The following is a 14,916-nucleotide window of genomic DNA, read 5'->3' on the forward strand; positions in this document are numbered from 1 at the left end:
CTTACCCGGCCCGCAGCCCCTGCGCGTCGAGGGTTGCGGACGCGGTGGTGGGGCCTCCGCAGTCCCTGCCGTAGGGATAGGTGGTCTTCGGTGTGAGGCGGACGCTGCTCGTGCCGATCGGAAGCCCCCCGGCGTCCGTCCCGTTCGCGGTGACGTCGAGAGGGTGATCGTTGATGGCGGCCTCGATGGCGACCTCAATGATGCCGTCCGCCGTGCGCAGCGACCGGGCGCGCAGCGCTCCCGGCGTTGCGGGCGGCAGGGAGCCCGGGCTGGTTCCCGTGAGCGCGGCGGAGTCGAGCGCCGCGGACCGGCACGCTCCGTCCTGGCAGAGCTCGACGCTCAGGGCGCCGAGGCTCTGCGCCCGGTCCGGCGTGACGCGCAGGGTGACGGTTGAGACATAGCCGACCGCAGGACAGGCCGTGGGCCCGCACGCGGTCAGGCCTGCACCTGCGAGGGCAGTGCCGAGCGCCATCAGGGGTGCGCGGGCGTCCATGCCCTGAGCGTAGTTGCCCCGGAGGCCGTACCCGGACATATCTGCACAACTCGCCCACGGATCGGGCCGGAATGCAGGCTGGCGGCCTCCGGGTGATGTCGATATGCTCGCCGCCTTCACGGCAGCCGCAGCACCCCGTCGGCGTCCACAGCGAGGCCGTCAGCGAGGAGCCCTGCCAGCGCGCGTTCGCGCTGCTCAGGGCCGGCCTGCAGGGCCTTGAGGCGCGCCACGGCGGGGCCCACGCCGTCGGCAGCGCTGTCCGAGACCGTTGCCAGCGCGCTGTCATCGAGCAGCGCGCGCGGCACTCCGTGCTCGGCGGCGCGGAGCACGGCCATGATCGCGCCGCGCACCTGCCGGTCGGTGCCGTGCCAGGCCTGGCCCCGGGGCGTGTAGGTGGGCGCCGGCTCTCCCGCGGCCAGCCAGGCGCAGTCCGCGGCGACCGGGCATTCCGAGCACCGCGGGGAGCGCGCCGTGCACACGAGGGCGCCGAGCTCCATCGCCGCGGCGTTCCACACCACAGACTCCGCCCGGTCCTCGGGCAGGAGCGCGGCGGCTCGGCGCTGCTCGGCCGCCGTGAGCGACGGGGCCGGGAGCGCCTCCCCGCCGATGAGCCGGGCGTGGACGCGGCGGATGTTCGTGTCCACCACGGTCGCCCGGCCGCCGAAGGCGAACGCCGCGACGGCAGCGGCCGTGTAGGTGCCGACGCCCGGCAGTGCGAGGAGGCCTTCCTCGGTGGTGGGCAGCTCGCCGTCGTGCTCCCGTGTGATGACCGTCGCCGCGGCATGGAGCCTCAGCGCCCGCCGCGGATACCCCAGCCGGCCCCAGGCGCGCACGGCTTCGCCGGCGGGTTCGGCGGCGAGGTCCGACGGGTGCGGCCATCGCCGCATCCACTCCTCCCACGCCGGCAGGACCCGCACCACGGGGGTCTGCTGCAGCATGATCTCGCTCACCAGGACGCCCCACGGGGTCCGGTCGGCGGCGCGCCACGGCAGGTCCAGTGCCTCACGCGCGAACCACGCGGCCAGCGCCGCGTGCAGGTCTGTGAGCCGCGCAGGAGGCGAGGCGGCCGACGCACGACGGCGGGGAGCGGCGATCGCGGTCACGGGCACCTTTCTGGGGGTCACGTTCTGGGGTCACCTTCTGGAGGTCACTCGAGGTGACCCCCAGAAGGTGACCCCCAGACGGTTCGGGTCTGACCACTCTAGCGGGAGGGAGGGGTTGCCCGGGCCGGCGGCGTTGCCCGGATCCCTGGCCGCGGCGTGCCGGTGCCAGTCGCCCGGCCCGCGGATCCTAGCCTAGAAGCATGGCAGGAAAGGGTGCGGGCGGAGCAGGCTCGAAGGGGTCGTCGGGACGAGGAGCCAGGACCCCCGGACCCCGGCGGCAGAGCCCCGAGGTGTACCGTCGGCGCCGCATCGCCGTCGTGGTCCTCATGGTCCTCATCCTCGGCGTCCTGGGCGTCGGCGTCTCCGCCGCGGTCGTGGCCGTCGGATCCAGCGCCGCCGGGGAGGGGGCCACCGCCGCCGCCGCAGGGCCCGAGACGACGCCAGCGGGCGACGCCTCCATTCCGTCTGCCGCGCCGACAGAGACCGCAAGCGCCACCCCGACTCCCACCCCGACCCCGAGCTGCGATCCGCACCTCATTACCGTTGCCGCGTCGACGGACAAGGCGGTCTACGGCCCCTCGGAGAAGCCCCTCTTCACGCTCAAGGTCACCAACGGCAACCCGATCCCCTGCGAGGTCAACGTCGGGACCAAGCAGATGGAGTTCCTCGTGGTCAGCGGCGTGGACCGGATCTTCTCCTCGAAGGACTGCCAGGCCACTGCCGAGGACCTGCCCAAGACCATCGCCGCCGGCGGCTCCGAGACCGCGAACTTCCCCTGGTCCCGGGTGCGCAGCATCGAGGGGTGCAAGGCCGCCACAGTCCAGCCGAAGCCCGGGATCTACGTCCTGACCGCGTCGCTCGGCGCGACCACGAGTTCCAAGGCGGTCTTCGAGCTCAAGTAGGGCGCGCACGACGCCCCGTGCCCGCCTGGGCGGGGCAGCGAACCGGTGATTCCGGCGGCCGTCAGAGGAACCGGTCGAGGAGGCTCGCCTCGGCCATGCGCGACAGCCCCTCCCGGACGGTGCGTGCGCGCTGCTCGCCGATCCCGTCTACAGTCATGAGGTCCTCGATGGTCGCGGCCATGAGGTTCTGCAGGCCCCCGAAGTGGTCCACGAGACGGTCGGCGACCGCGCGCGGCACCGGCTTGAGGCCGGAGATGAGACGGTACCCGCGCGGCTGCACGAGCGCGTCGAGGGATTCGGAACCGCCCGCGTAGCCGAGGATCGCGGCGATCCGGTTCAGGTCGATGAGGTCCACGCTCGTGAGGTCCATGAGCGCCTGCACGGCGGAATCGATCGTCTCCTGCGTCGCCGAGTCCCCGGCGTAGTCGCGGATCACCACGTCGCTGCCGGGCCCGAGGCCCGCGGTGAGCTCTTCGAGCTGGAGCGCCAGGAGCCGCCCGTCCTCACCGAGCTCGAGGACGTACTGGGCGATCTCCTCGGAGATGCGCCGCACCATCTCCTGCCGCTGGAGGGTCTGGGCGATGTCCCTCACCGTGACCATGGCCTCGATCTCGAGGGCCGAGAGGGAGTTCGTGACCTGGTCGAGGCGGGCCCGGTACCGCTCGAGCGTCGCGAGCGCCTGGTTGGCGCGGGCGAGGACGTTCTCCGAGCCCTCGATCACGTGCCGGATGCCCTGGACGTACAGGGCGATGATCTGCATGGATTGGCTCACCGAGATGACCGGCAGGCCCGTCTGGATAGCGACGCGCTCCGCGGTGCGGTGGCGCGTGCCCGACTCGTGGGTCTCGATCCGGGAGTCGGGGACGAGGTGGACGGCGGCCTTCACGATGGTGCGGGCGTCCCTGTCGCACACGATCGCACCGTCCATCTTGGCCAGCTCGCGGAGCCGGGTGGGGGAGAACTCGATGCCGATCTCGAAGCCGCCGGAGCAGATCGACTCGACTGTCGGGTTGTAGCCCAGGACGATGAGGGCCCCGGTGCGTCCCCGGAGAATCCGCTCGAGCCCGTCGCGCAGCCCGGTGCCGGGTGCGACCCGGGCCAAGGTGGCTTTGAGCACTTCCTCGGGGGTCCGAGCCATTCTCTTGTCCTTCGTCCTCTCCACGCGGCAGGTGCCAGCGCGGGCACGCAGAACCCATGGTATCCGCGCGCCTGCGGCCAGACTGTGCCCGAGGCGGCCGGAAACGCAACGATTCGGGCAAGAATGGGCCAGTTTCGGCCTGGATGGGCTAGGCCGTCCCGGGGATGAGCAGTTCGAGCGCCTCCGCGACGTGGGAAACCTCACGGACCTTGAAGCCCTCGGGAACCTCCCCGGGGCCGGTGGGGCTCGCCGGGACGACGGCGTGGGTGAAGCCGAGCCGGTGGGCCTCCTGGATCCGCCGGTTGATGCCGGGAACAGGCCGCACCTCGCCCGCCAGACCGACCTCGCCGAAGGCGATGAGCCGCTGGGGGAGCGCCGTGCGCGTCTTCGCTGAGGCGACCGCGAGGGCCACCGCGAGGTCCGTGGCGGGCTCGCTGAGCTTCACGCCGCCCACCGTGGCCACGTAGGTGTCGTCCTTGTGCAGGAGGCAGCCCGCTCGCTGCTGGAGCACCGCGAGGAGCATCGCGACCCGTGAGGAGTCGAGGCCGCTCGTGGCGCGGCGGGGCTGGGCCGCCGCGGTCTCGGCGAGCAGGGACTGCACCTCGGCGAGGAGCGGCCGGCGCCCCTCGAGCGTGACGGTGATGCACGTGCCAGAGACGGGATCCTTCGTGCGGGACACGAACAGCCCCGAGGGATCCGTGACGCTGAGGATCCCTGTCTCGGTGAGGTCGAAGCAGCCCACCTCGTCGGTGGGACCGTAGCGGTTCTTCACTGCCCGCAGGAGGCGGAGCCTCGAGTGCCGTTCCCCCTCGAACTGGCACACCACATCCACGAGGTGCTCGAGCAGCCGCGGGCCGGCGATCGAGCCGTCCTTGGTCACGTGCCCCACAAGAAGGGTGGTCATGTTCCGCCGCTTCGCGGCGGCAATGATCGACGCCGCGACCTCGCGCACCTGCGAGACCCCGCCGGCGCTGCCGTCCACCTCGGGACTCGAGAGGGTCTGGACCGAGTCGACGATGAGCAGCTGGGGCGAGAGCTTCTCGACGTGGCCGAGCGCCTGCGAGAGGTCCGTCTCGGCCGCGAGGAACAGCCGGGGCGCGACGGCGGCGATCCGCTCGGCCCGCAGCTTCACCTGGGCCGCGGACTCCTCGCCGGTCACGTACAGCACGTCCCGCGGCGACACGCCGTCCAGGCCGGCGCCTACCTTTGCGGCGACGTCGAGCAGGAGCGTCGACTTCCCGACGCCGGGCTCCCCGGCCAGCAGGATGACGGCGCCGGGCACCAGGCCGCCGCCGAGCACGCGGTCGAGCTCGACCACCCCCGTGGGGAGGAACGCGGCGTCGGTCGCGTCGATCTCGGCGATCGGGCGGGCCGGCTCGAGGACGGTGGTGGCCGGCGTCGTGCGCGCCACCACGGCGCCGACCTCCTCGACGGTGCCCCACGCCTGGCACTCGCCGCAGCGTCCCACCCACTTGGCCGTGGTCCAGCCGCATTCGGCGCACCGGTAGCCCGGGGCCTTGCCGGCCCGGGAGCTGCTTCGCGTGGAGGTCTTCGTCGCCATGGATTCAGGCTAGGGCAGGGGTCCGACAGTTCCGGTGCATCAGAGCCGCGGCAGGAGCGCGACGGCCTCGTCGTGGGCGTGGCCGGTCGCCTCGAGGAGGTCCACGAGCATCGGGCGCAGGAGGATCACGAGGGCCTCCCCCTCGAGCCTCTCCACGTGCAGCTGCCGGGGGTGGGCGCGTGCGGCGATGTCCGCGAGCTCGAGCCGGGCCGTGCGCATCTGGGCGCGGCGCTCCTCGCGGCGCTCCGCGACGAGGCCGAGCGCGACGTCGTCGAGCGCGTCCGCCGTCTCGGCGAGGAGGTCGGCGATGCTGTCCGCGGCGGTCTGGGTGAGGGCAGCGTTGTTGATCACGGAGGTGAGGCGGCGGGCGACGACGCGCCCGTTGCGCAGCCCGAGGTCGAGGAACTCGACCGCACGCTCGATCTCCTCGAGCTCCGCGCGGTGGCGCCGGTAGGCGGGGGCGATGCGCGTGACCTCCGAGGAGGCCTTCAGGCTGCCGCGGATCGCGTCCACGAGCGACTGGGAGCTGCGCCCGCGCACGAGCGCGTGCCACGCACGGGTCGAGTCCGCGTCGGCGAGGGCCGCGGAGCATTCACGGAGCATCGTGGAGAACATCCCCACGAGCTCCTGCAGGTCCCGGCGCGGCTGGACGCGCGGGTCGCGGGGGAGGAGGGCGGTCATGGTGAGGGCGATGAGGCCGCCGACGACGGCGTCGAGGCTCCGGGTGAACGGGCCGCCCGCCGGGGCCGGCAGGAGGACGACGAGGACCGACTGCAGGCCCAGCTGGGTCGCGAAGATGACGCCCCGGTCGAGGAAGCGCGCGAGCAGGATGGAGACGAACAGGATGATCCCCGCCTGCCACAGCCCCGCGCCGAGGAAGTGCATGAGCAGGTCGCCGACCGCGATGCCGAGGGTGCAGCCGATCGCCACCTCGAGGACCTTGCGGACCGTCAGGTCCCGGCCGAACCCCAGGGAGATGAGGGCCGATGTGGCGGCGAAGATCGGTCCGCTGTGGCCCAGGACGTCCTCGGCGATGAAGTAGGCGAGCACCGCGCCCACGGTCATCGCGATGGCGGGGAAGAGCGAGCGGCGCACCCGCACGAGGCCCGACGACGCAAGGTCGCGGCCGTAGTCCCGAGCAGCAGCGACCGCCCGTCCGACCGGTGCTGCCCGAGTGATGCCCATACAGGGCAGTCTAGGGAGCCCACGCGGGCGCGCCGTCCTGCGGGACGCCGGCGCTCCCCAGGATGCCGCTCCCATAGTGCGGTGTGACGAAGAAGGCAAGGGCGGTGCGGCCCATGTCATCGCGATTCCGCGCTCAGTTCATCTTCCGTTAACCATCGCCCCGGAAAGTCGTTACCTGTTGGCCCTAGCTTCGAATGCAGTACGCCTCGTACGCACCCAATCACCCTGGAAGGGGTTCTTTCGTGAAGGCTTTCCGTCTCGGCCGTCTCTCGGCCGTTGCTGTCGTCGCCGCTGGCGCCCTCGCGCTGTCCGCGTGCGGTTCCGACAACGCCACCAGCACTGGCCAGTCCTCGGCCGCTGCCTCCGGCAAGGCTGTCACCGGCACGCTGACCGGCATCGGCTCCTCCGCGCAGGGCGCGGCCATGGACGCCTGGAAGACCGCATTCGCCAGCGCCAACCAGGGCGCCACCGTCCAGTACTCCCCGGATGGCTCGGGCGCCGGCCGCAAGGCCCTCATCGACGGCTCGGCCCAGTTCGCTGGCTCCGACGCCTACCTCAAGGACGACGAGATGACGGCGGCCAAGGCCAAGTGCGGCCCCGACGGCGCCATCAACGTCCCGGTCTACATCTCCCCGATCGCCGTCGCGTTCAACCTGCCGGGCATCACCGACCTCAAGCTCGACGCGGACACGATCGCGAAGATCTTCCGCGGTCAGGTCGCCAAGTGGAATGACCCGGCCATCGCCGCGCTCAACCCGGGCGTCTCCCTGCCTGACCTCAAGGTCACCCCGGTGAACCGCTCCGACGACTCGGGCACCACCACGAACTTCACCGAGTACCTCTCGGCCACCGCTCCGAGCATCTGGACCGACAAGCCGTCGGGCAACTGGCCGTCCTCGCTCAAGGGCGAGAACGCGAAGGGCACTTCCGGCGTCGTGAAGACGGTCTCGGACACCGCCGGTGCCGTGACCTACGCCGACGACTCGGCCGTCTCCGGCAAGCTCGGCACCGCCCAGGTCAAGGTCGGCGACAACTTCGTGAAGATCTCGGCCGAGGCCGCTGCGAAGGCCGTCGAGGTCAGCAAGCCGGTCGAGGGCCGTCCGGCCAACGACCTCTCGATCAAGCTCGACCGCACGACGAAGGAGTCCGGCGTCTACCCGATCGTCCTCGTCTCCTACCACGTCCTGTGCACGACGTACGCCGACCAGAAGACGGTCGACCTCGTCAAGGCCTGGGAGAACTACGTGGTCTCCGAGCAGGGCCAGAAGGACGCGGCGGCGTCGGCCAAGTCGGCCCCGCTCTCCTCGTCCCTCGCGAGCAAGGCGAAGACGGCCATCGACTCGGTCAAGGTCAAGTCCTAGCCTGAACTCAGGCACCAAGGCCTGATCAGCATCACTGGTTCCCCGTTCCCGCCTCCGCCGCTGACGCCGCTCTGCCGCGTCAGCGTGGACTGGCGGGGGCGGGGAACCAGCACTGTGTTCGGAGCGTTCCCCCAAGCCGTTCCGGGCTTCCATCACCAACCACTCGGCTGAGACTCCAGAAGGAAGGGTCCTGACGTGACCACAGCGCCAGCCAAGCCGACCGCCCGGACAGACGTCCCCCCCGCCATCACGGCGCAGGACAGCCCGCGCGGCGACAAGGTCTTCTCCACTCTCGCCCTCGCGGCGGGCTGCCTCATCCTCGCCGTCCTCTTCGGCGTCGCCGTCTTCCTCATCGTCCAGGCCCTCCCGGCCTTCTTCGCCGACCCGGCGCAGATCCAGGGCGGCAAGGGCTTCTTCGCCTATATCTGGCCGATCGTCATCGGCACCATCGTGGCCGCAGCGATCGCCCTGGTCATCGCGACGCCGATTGCCATCGGCGTCGCCCTGTTCATCACCCACTTCGCACCTCGCCGCCTCGCCTCGGGGCTCGGGTACGTCGTGGACCTCCTCGCCGCGATCCCGTCTGTGGTCTACGGCGCGTGGGGCGCGGCCTTCCTCGCCGGCCAGATCTCGCCCGCCTACGCGTGGCTTGCCCAGAACCTCGGCTGGATCCCGATCTTCGCGGGCCCGGCCTCGGCCACCGGCAAGACGATCCTCACCGCAGGGATCGTCCTGGCCGTCATGGTGCTCCCGATCATCACCTCGCTCTCCCGCGAGATCTTCCTCCAGACGCCGAAGCTGCATGAGGAAGCGGCCCTCGCGCTCGGCGCGACGCGCTGGGAGATGATCCGGATGGCCGTCTTCCCGTTCGCCCGCCCGGGCGTCATCAGCGCCGTGATGCTCGGCCTCGGCCGCGCCCTCGGCGAGACGATGGCGGTCGCGCTCGTCCTCTCCTCGGGAGCGCTCACGCTGAGCCTGATCCAGTCCGGCAACCAGACCATCGCTGCCGAGATCGCGCTCAACTTCCCGGAGGCCTCGGGCCTCAAGGTCGCCACCCTCATCGCGGCGGGCCTCGTGCTCTTCGTGATCACGCTTGCGGTGAACATGGTCGCGCGCTGGATCATCAGCCGCCACAAGGAATTCTCGGGAGCGAACTGACATGGCCACCGCAACAGCAACCCCCCGCCGCTCCAAGCTCACCCGCGGGCGCCTTCCCGGCTATGCCGGCTGGGTGTCGCTCGCCGTCGCCCTCGTCCTCGGCGCGGCGATCATCGCCGTCCCCGGCTTCAACGCCTTCGGATGGGGCGTCCTGTCCGCGATCATCTTCGCGGTCGTCTACGTCTCGTGGAGCCGGATCGTGGAGGGCGGCCGGAAGGCTGCCGACAAGCTCGCGACCTGCCTCGTCGTGGGGTCCTTCCTCATCGCGCTCCTCCCGCTCGTCTCGGTCATCTGGACCGTGCTGGTGGCCGGCATCCCCGGCCTGCTCACCCCGGGATTCCTCGGCACGAGCATGAACGGCGTCACGGGCGTCTTCGACAACCGAGCCGTCAACGAGGGCACCCACGTGGTCGGCGGCATCTACCACGCCCTCCTGGGCACCGTGTGGATCACGTTCCTGGCGACCCTCATCTCCGTCCCGGTCGGGCTGCTCACCGCGGTCTACCTCGTCGAGTACGGCGACGACCGCCCCCTCGCGCGCGCCATCACGTTCTTCGTGGACGTCATGACCGGCATCCCCTCGATCGTGGCCGGCCTGTTCGCCGCGGCGTTCTTCTTCGTGATCGTCGGCCCCGGGACGAAGACCGGCTTCGTCGCCGCCGTCGCCCTCTCCGTGCTCATGATCCCCGTGGTCGTGCGCTCGACCGAGGAGATGCTCAAGATCGTCCCGAACGAGCTGCGCGAGGCCTCCTACGCCCTCGGCGTGCGCAAGTGGCGCACCATCCTGAAGGTCGTCGTCCCCACCGCCATCTCCGGCATCGCCTCGGGCGTCACCCTCTCGATCGCCCGCGTCATCGGCGAGACCGCCCCGATCCTCGTGACGGCCGGCTTCGCGACCGCCATCAACAACAACCCGTTCTCGGGCTGGATGGCCTCGCTGCCGACCTTCATCTACACCCAGATCCTCAACCCGACCTCGCCCTCCAACCCGGGCCCGTCGGAGCAGCGCGCCTGGGCGGCCGCGCTCGTGCTCATCATCCTCGTCATGGTGCTCAACCTCGCCGCCCGTCTCATCGCCAGGGCGTTCGCCCCCAAGACCGGCCGCTGACCCAGACTTCACACACCAGAAGGAACCACATGTCCAAGCGCATCGACGTCCATGACCTGAACGTCTACTACGGCGACTTCCGCGCCGTCGAGGGCGTCACCATCAACATTGCCCCGAAGTCGGTCACGGCCTTCATCGGCCCGTCCGGCTGCGGCAAGTCCACCTTCCTGCGCACGCTGAACCGCATGCACGAGGTGCTCCCGGGCGCCCGGGTCGAGGGCCAGGTGCTCCTCGACGGCGACGACCTGTACGGCCCCGGAGTCGACCCGGTGGCTGTCCGGTCGCACATCGGCATGGTCTTCCAGCGGCCCAACCCGTTCCCGACCATGTCCATCCGTGACAACGTGCTCGCCGGGGTCAAGCTCAACAGCCGCAAGATCTCCAAGTCGGACGCCGACGCGCTGGTGGAGACCTCGCTGCGCGGCGCCAACCTGTGGAACGAGGTCAAGGACCGCCTCGACAAGCCCGGCTCGGGCCTCTCCGGCGGCCAGCAGCAGCGCCTCTGCATCGCCCGCGCGATCGCGGTCAAGCCGGACGTGATCCTCATGGACGAGCCCTGCTCCGCCCTCGACCCGATCTCCACGCTCGCCATCGAGGACCTCATCGAGGAGCTCAAGGCCGACTACACGGTCGTGATCGTCACGCACAACATGCAGCAGGCGGCCCGCGTCTCCGACAAGACCGCGTTCTTCAACATCGCCGGGACCGGCAAGCCGGGCAAGCTCATCGAGTACAACGACACCACGGCGATCTTCAACAACCCGAAGGAGAAGGCGACCGAGGACTACGTGTCCGGCCGCTTCGGGTGACAGGCTTCCCGCCCGTGCCCGGCCGGCAGTGATCGCCGGCAGCGCGGCGGGGAGGACGACGGCGGCTGCCGTACCTTGGGGGTGCGGCAGCCGCCGTCGTGCTTCCCGCCCCGTTAGGCCCTCAGCCGGCGATCTCGGCGAGAGGCGAGAGGGCGAGGGTGAAGACGAAGCTGAGCAGCGCCGTCGTGAGCGGGGTGACGAGCCAGAACCTCACGAGCCGGATCACGAGCCTGCCGTCGACCGCCGCGTAGTCCTGGCTCGCCCCAGCACCGAGGACCGAGGTGGTCACTGTGTGCGTGGTCGAGAGGGGCCAGTGCAGCCCCAGCGCCCCGAAGAACAGCATGGAGCTCGTGACGAGCTGCGAGACGAACCCGCGCAGGGGGTCCACCCGCACGAGGCGGTGGCTCAGCGTGTAGGTGATGCGCCAGCCGCCCGCGAGCGTGCCGAGGCCGAGCGCCGCGGCCGTGAACGCGATGGTCCACGGGGGGATGTCCGAGAAGTCCACGGCGGCGCCGAGCGTGGCGAGCATGAGGATCGAGATGACGCGCTGGCCGTCCTGCAGCCCGTGCCCGAACGCGACGATCGCGGCGCCCACGGACTGCGCTGCCCGGAGCCCCGCGTGGGCCTTGCTGGGCTGTGTGTAGCGGACCATCCACGTCACGACCGGCGTGAGGAAGAAGGAGACGCCGAACGCGAGCAGCGGAGAGAGGACCAGCGGCAGGGCGACCACTGCCCAGAAGACGCTGTTCAGGGCCCCGATGCCCGCGTGGCCCAGGATCGAGGCGGCCCAGCTCGCGCCGATGAGCCCGCCCACGAGCGCGTGCGTGGACGAGGACGGGTAGCCCCGCCACCAGCCGAACACCCCCCACAGGATCGCGGCCAGGAGCGTGCCGACGAGCATCGTCATCCCCTCGCCGCCATGCGGGGTCTGGATGAACGAATCGCCGACGTACGTCAGGAGCCACGCGCTCGAGACCGCGCCGACCACGTTGAAGACCGCGGCAAGCACGACGGCGATGCTCGGCGTGAGCGCGCGGGTGCGGACCGTGAGGGCCACCGCGGAGGAGGTGTCGCGGAAGCCGTTGAGGAACCCGAAGACGGCCGCGAGGACGACCACGGTGCCGACGAGCGCAACGGACACCTCAGGATTCCTTGACGATGATCCGGCCCACCTGCGTCGCGACCGCCTGGAACGCGTGCGTCGCGGCGAGGAGCGCTCGGGCCGCCTCGACGTTGCGGGCGAATGCGGTGATGGAGAGGTCCCGCAGGGCGGCCGAGCTCCAGACCCGGTAGGTGTGCTCGGCGCGCTTGGAGAGCCGGATCATGTCGATCCAGTAGTCCTCGAGATCCTCGAGGTGGGACAGCGAGCGCATGGCGGTGGTGGTCAGCTCCGCCTGCCGGTTGATGATCTCCAGCAGGTCCGAGGCCTCCGAGGGGAGCCTGTCGATCGCGTGGAGCTGGATCAGCTCGCCGACCGCCACGATCTGCCCCATGGCCGCGGCGAGGCCCTCGGACAGGACCAGGAGGTCCTCGCGGGGGAGCGGGTTCACGAAGCTCGTGCGCAGCTGCGTCAGGAGGGTGCGGGAGAGCTCGGTGGTGCGGGTGTCGATCCCGATGAGGTCGTCCACGAGCTGCTCGTAGTCCTGCCGCCGGGCGCCGAACATCTCCGAGAGCGCCTGCACGCCGAGCACCGACTGCTGGGCCATGGCGGCGAGGAGCTCGAGGCCAGCGGTCTCCTGCGGAAAGAGCCTGAACTTCATGAATCTCCGTGCACGGGAACCGTACCTGCGCGTCAGGCGGCCGCTGTCCCCGTGCGGAAGCCTCCGTGCCGGCGGACTGCCGGCACCGGCATCTTACGTGAGACGCGTGAACGCCCGCGGAGGCGGGCGTTCACCGTGGAGAGAAGCTTAAGGCGCCGAACCGGGACCGCCTCTCGGCGGAAGGCCGCTCGAAGCGGCTGAGTGTTGGAGCCCGGGGGTGCCGCGGTCCGACGCCACCTTCAGTGTTCTACGGCCGTTGGGGGAGAGTCAACCTTGACGGATGGGCGCCGGCGGGTCTAGCGGGGCCCTAGTCGAGCTGCCCGCGGCGCCACGCGTTGGCCGAGGCCTCGAGGTCCTCGGCGGTCTTGACGAGCTGGTGGGCGCTCTTGGTGAGCTTGCTCGCATGCTGCGTGCTGGCCCATTCGGCGCTGTCCGCGATGGTGGCCTGGCCAAGCGCCACGACGCGGCAGAACGCGGCCGAGCGCTCGAGCGCGACGTCGAAGTCGCCGTCGAACGCGCCCGAGAGGATCGCGTCCGCCATGGCGGTGAGCTCATCCGCGCCGGGGGGCTCCGCCACGCCGGCGACCACGTGGGAGACCTGGGCGGTGTCCTTGCCGGCCTTGAAGTACACGGAGATGCGCTCGGGGTCGCGCTTGGTCGCGGCGCGGAGGGCGTAGAGGCGCCAGAGGGCTCCCGGGAGCGACCGGGCTGGGCTCTCGGACCACATCTCGGCAATTGACTCGAGCCCCTGCTCGTCGGCGAGGCGCACGAGCCGGCGGGTGATCTCCGGGTCGTCGCTCTCACGGCCCCGGCGGACCAGCGCCTGGGCGGCGAGGTGCGCGGCCTCCGAGACCCGGGCCGGATCGGCGCCCCCGGCGAAGGGCTCGAAGTCGATCGGCGCGAACGGCTTCGGCTTGTGGGGGCGGACGGGTCCCGAACCGCCGGACGCTGCGTTCTCGCTCATGCCCGTACCTCCTTCAAAGCGCTGCCCGGATTCATGCCCGCTACGGTACTCCTCTGCCCGGTGTGGCGCATGGGGCGCGGCGCATGGGGCGCGGAGCGGTGGGGCCGGACGCCGGGCCGGGTCAGGCGCGCACGACGGCGGGCGGCCGGCCTGCGCTAGAGTGGACCCGTCCGGCGCGTGCCGGGCGCGGGCCTCTAGCTCAGTTGGTAGAGCAGCGGACTTTTAATCCGCGGGTCGTGGGTTCGAGGCCCACGGGGCCCACACGTGAAGGGCTGGCGCTGAAGGGCTCACAGGCTCGCGAGGCCGAGGCAGCCCACGGCGAAGGCGACCACCCAGCCGGCCAGTACCTGCCGGGGGAACCGGGGCCCCCACTCCACGAAGAGCAGGCCGAGCAGGGCGCCGTCGAGCGCGGCGATGTACGCGGAGACGCTGATCACGATCTCACGCATGGCCCGGATCACTGACCCAGTGCGTGCTGTCTGCCATGGTGGCTCCCTGTCCTCGGCGGACCGGGCGCGTCGGCCCTGGTGAACAGGGTAGATCCGAATGCGCGCGCTCAGAAGGGCTCGCGCGGCCCGAGACGCCCAGGCCGCGAGGGGGTGTGCAGCCTGGGCGTCCCAGCGCGACAACGGCTTCCGCATCACTCCCCAGCAATGGCGGCATGCCGCGCTTGCTCGACGGTAGCAGGAGGCGCCGGTGAACGTGAAGTCTCCGTGACACATCGTGTGAAGTCAGCGTGCCGCATGGTGACACCAGCTATACCGTTTGAGTCATCTACCGCTGGGTACGGAAACCCGCATGCCTACCGCACTGCTCGTGATCGACATGGAGAACGCCTTCTTCGAGGACCCCGCGCTCAACGAGCAGCGCGAACGGATCGTCACGGCGTGCAACCGACTCATCGCCGCAGCCCGCGAGTCCGGGGCGCCGGCCCTGATCGTGCGCACGGAGCACGAACGGGACCGTTCCACCTGGACCCTTTCGATGCTCGACGACGACCAGGGCTTCGCGTTCCGCGGCACCGAGCAGGCCCAGTCGCTCGCCGAGCTCGACACCGAGGGGCTCCCCGAGCTGGTAAAGCGCCGCGACAGCGCCTTCGTGGGCACCGACCTGCTTGCCCGTCTGAGCGCGTGGGGCGTTGACACCATCCTCCTCTCAGGTGTGTCCTCCCACCTCTGCCTCGCCCAGACTGCCGCCGACGCGTTCGCACACAACATCAGGGCCGCCTTCGCCGCCGAGGCGATGGGCGCCGACGTGCCGGACCAGGCCGACGCGATGCTCGACGTCGTGCTCGCCGCCTACCGCCAGCGGAAGCTGTCCCAGGACGAGGCGATCGCACTGCTCGCCGGCGACCGCGTCCCGCTGGGGTGACCG

General features: G+C 70.9%; 15 protein-coding genes and 1 tRNA gene. 7 read left to right on the forward strand and 9 right to left on the reverse strand.

Annotated elements, in window-relative coordinates; genetic code table 11:
• Window position 1: 1 nt before the first annotated feature.
• Entirely contained in the window at window positions 2–493 is a 492-nt protein-coding gene (locus CGQ25_RS00265) for a hypothetical protein (RefSeq protein WP_208711256.1), read from the reverse strand.
• A 116-nt stretch (window positions 494–609) separates the two neighbouring features.
• Window positions 610–1,587 (reverse strand): A/G-specific adenine glycosylase, encoded by a 978-nt coding sequence (locus CGQ25_RS00270; RefSeq protein WP_208712776.1) that lies wholly within the window; start codon window positions 1,585–1,587, stop codon window positions 610–612.
• Window positions 1,588–1,796: 209 nt separating this feature from the next.
• Here CGQ25_RS00270 and CGQ25_RS00275 point away from each other — a divergent pair, with 209 nt between their 5' ends.
• The gene (locus tag CGQ25_RS00275) at window positions 1,797–2,498 is read left to right on the forward strand and encodes a hypothetical protein (protein WP_208711258.1); all 702 of its coding nucleotides are present in this window, start codon (window positions 1,797–1,799) and stop codon (window positions 2,496–2,498) included.
• A gap of 61 nt (window positions 2,499–2,559) precedes the next feature.
• Here CGQ25_RS00275 and disA read toward each other — a convergent pair whose 3' ends face one another.
• The 3 genes from disA to CGQ25_RS00290 form a co-directional block, all read right to left on the reverse strand.
• Window positions 2,560–3,636, reverse strand: coding sequence for a DNA integrity scanning diadenylate cyclase DisA (gene disA, locus CGQ25_RS00280; RefSeq protein WP_208711260.1), 1,077 nt, complete (start codon window positions 3,634–3,636; stop codon window positions 2,560–2,562).
• A 148-nt stretch (window positions 3,637–3,784) separates the two neighbouring features.
• Complete coding sequence (gene radA, locus CGQ25_RS00285) at window positions 3,785–5,197, reverse strand: DNA repair protein RadA (protein WP_208711261.1); 1,413 nt, start codon at window positions 5,195–5,197, stop codon at window positions 3,785–3,787.
• 39 nt (window positions 5,198–5,236) lie between these two features.
• On the reverse strand, window positions 5,237–6,382 hold the full coding sequence (locus CGQ25_RS00290) for an aromatic acid exporter family protein (protein WP_208711262.1): 1,146 nt from the start codon (window positions 6,380–6,382) through the stop codon (window positions 5,237–5,239).
• A 242-nt stretch (window positions 6,383–6,624) separates the two neighbouring features.
• On the opposite strand from CGQ25_RS00290, the gene pstS reads away from it, so the two are divergent.
• From pstS to pstB, 4 genes are all read left to right on the forward strand, one after another.
• Window positions 6,625–7,743 (forward strand): phosphate ABC transporter substrate-binding protein PstS, encoded by a 1,119-nt coding sequence (gene pstS, locus CGQ25_RS00295; protein ID WP_208711263.1) that lies wholly within the window; start codon window positions 6,625–6,627, stop codon window positions 7,741–7,743.
• A 246-nt stretch (window positions 7,744–7,989) separates the two neighbouring features.
• Entirely contained in the window at window positions 7,990–8,901 is a 912-nt protein-coding gene (pstC, locus tag CGQ25_RS00300) for a phosphate ABC transporter permease subunit PstC (RefSeq protein WP_208712777.1), read from the forward strand.
• 1 nt (window position 8,902) lies between these two features.
• Window positions 8,903–10,009, forward strand: a complete 1,107-nt coding sequence (gene pstA / locus CGQ25_RS00305) for a phosphate ABC transporter permease PstA (protein ID WP_208711264.1) — start codon at window positions 8,903–8,905, stop codon at window positions 10,007–10,009.
• Between the two features lie 29 nt (window positions 10,010–10,038).
• Window positions 10,039–10,818: a phosphate ABC transporter ATP-binding protein PstB gene (gene pstB / locus CGQ25_RS00310; protein ID WP_208711267.1), complete on the forward strand. Its 780-nt coding sequence runs from the start codon at window positions 10,039–10,041 to the stop codon at window positions 10,816–10,818.
• 121 nt (window positions 10,819–10,939) lie between these two features.
• On the opposite strand, the gene CGQ25_RS00315 is transcribed toward pstB, so the two are convergent.
• The 3 genes from CGQ25_RS00315 to CGQ25_RS00325 all read right to left on the reverse strand — a co-directional run bounded on the left by CGQ25_RS00315 (window position 10,940) and on the right by CGQ25_RS00325 (window position 13,542).
• The gene (locus tag CGQ25_RS00315) at window positions 10,940–11,959 is read right to left on the reverse strand and encodes an inorganic phosphate transporter (RefSeq protein WP_208711273.1); all 1,020 of its coding nucleotides are present in this window, start codon (window positions 11,957–11,959) and stop codon (window positions 10,940–10,942) included.
• Between the two features lies 1 nt (window position 11,960).
• A complete protein-coding gene (locus CGQ25_RS00320; RefSeq protein ID WP_208711275.1) occupies window positions 11,961–12,578 on the reverse strand; it encodes a nuclease PIN in 618 nt (205 codons plus the stop codon).
• Window positions 12,579–12,885: 307 nt separating this feature from the next.
• On the reverse strand, window positions 12,886–13,542 hold the full coding sequence (locus CGQ25_RS00325; protein WP_208711277.1) for a hypothetical protein: 657 nt from the start codon (window positions 13,540–13,542) through the stop codon (window positions 12,886–12,888).
• Window positions 13,543–13,730: 188 nt separating this feature from the next.
• Between CGQ25_RS00325 and CGQ25_RS00330 the strand changes: the two genes are divergently transcribed.
• Window positions 13,731–13,803, forward strand: a tRNA-Lys gene (locus CGQ25_RS00330).
• Between the two features lie 26 nt (window positions 13,804–13,829).
• Here the strand turns inward: CGQ25_RS00330 and CGQ25_RS00335 are convergent.
• Window positions 13,830–13,991, reverse strand: a complete 162-nt coding sequence (locus CGQ25_RS00335; RefSeq protein ID WP_208711279.1) for a hypothetical protein — start codon at window positions 13,989–13,991, stop codon at window positions 13,830–13,832.
• A gap of 349 nt (window positions 13,992–14,340) precedes the next feature.
• On the opposite strand from CGQ25_RS00335, the gene CGQ25_RS00340 reads away from it, so the two are divergent.
• Window positions 14,341–14,913, forward strand: coding sequence for a cysteine hydrolase family protein (locus CGQ25_RS00340; protein ID WP_208711282.1), 573 nt, complete (start codon window positions 14,341–14,343; stop codon window positions 14,911–14,913).
• Window positions 14,914–14,916 lie beyond the last annotated feature (3 nt).

This window comes from Sinomonas sp. R1AF57 (assembly GCF_002224485.1).
Taxonomy (GTDB): Bacteria; Actinomycetota; Actinomycetes; order Actinomycetales; family Micrococcaceae; genus Sinomonas; species Sinomonas flava.

Bases quoted from the DNA above. Each gene is read 5' to 3' on its own strand.
- CGQ25_RS00275 (WP_208711258.1), top strand. From the start codon at position 1,797: ATGGCAGGAAAGGGTGCGGGCGGAGCAGGCTCGAAGGGGTCGTCGGGA.
- CGQ25_RS00340 (WP_208711282.1), top strand. From the start codon at position 14,341: ATGCCTACCGCACTGCTCGTGATCGACATGGAGAACGCCTTCTTCGAG.
- CGQ25_RS00265 (WP_208711256.1), bottom strand. From the start codon at position 493: ATGGACGCCCGCGCACCCCTGATGGCGCTCGGCACTGCCCTCGCAGGT.
- CGQ25_RS00290 (WP_208711262.1), bottom strand. From the start codon at position 6,382: ATGGGCATCACTCGGGCAGCACCGGTCGGACGGGCGGTCGCTGCTGCT.
- pstA (WP_208711264.1), top strand. From the start codon at position 8,903: ATGGCCACCGCAACAGCAACCCCCCGCCGCTCCAAGCTCACCCGCGGG.
- pstB (WP_208711267.1), top strand. From the start codon at position 10,039: ATGTCCAAGCGCATCGACGTCCATGACCTGAACGTCTACTACGGCGAC.
- CGQ25_RS00320 (WP_208711275.1), bottom strand. From the start codon at position 12,578: ATGAAGTTCAGGCTCTTTCCGCAGGAGACCGCTGGCCTCGAGCTCCTC.
- CGQ25_RS00335 (WP_208711279.1), bottom strand. From the start codon at position 13,991: ATGCGTGAGATCGTGATCAGCGTCTCCGCGTACATCGCCGCGCTCGAC.
- radA (WP_208711261.1), bottom strand. From the start codon at position 5,197: ATGGCGACGAAGACCTCCACGCGAAGCAGCTCCCGGGCCGGCAAGGCC.
- disA (WP_208711260.1), bottom strand. From the start codon at position 3,636: ATGGCTCGGACCCCCGAGGAAGTGCTCAAAGCCACCTTGGCCCGGGTC.
- CGQ25_RS00325 (WP_208711277.1), bottom strand. From the start codon at position 13,542: ATGAGCGAGAACGCAGCGTCCGGCGGTTCGGGACCCGTCCGCCCCCAC.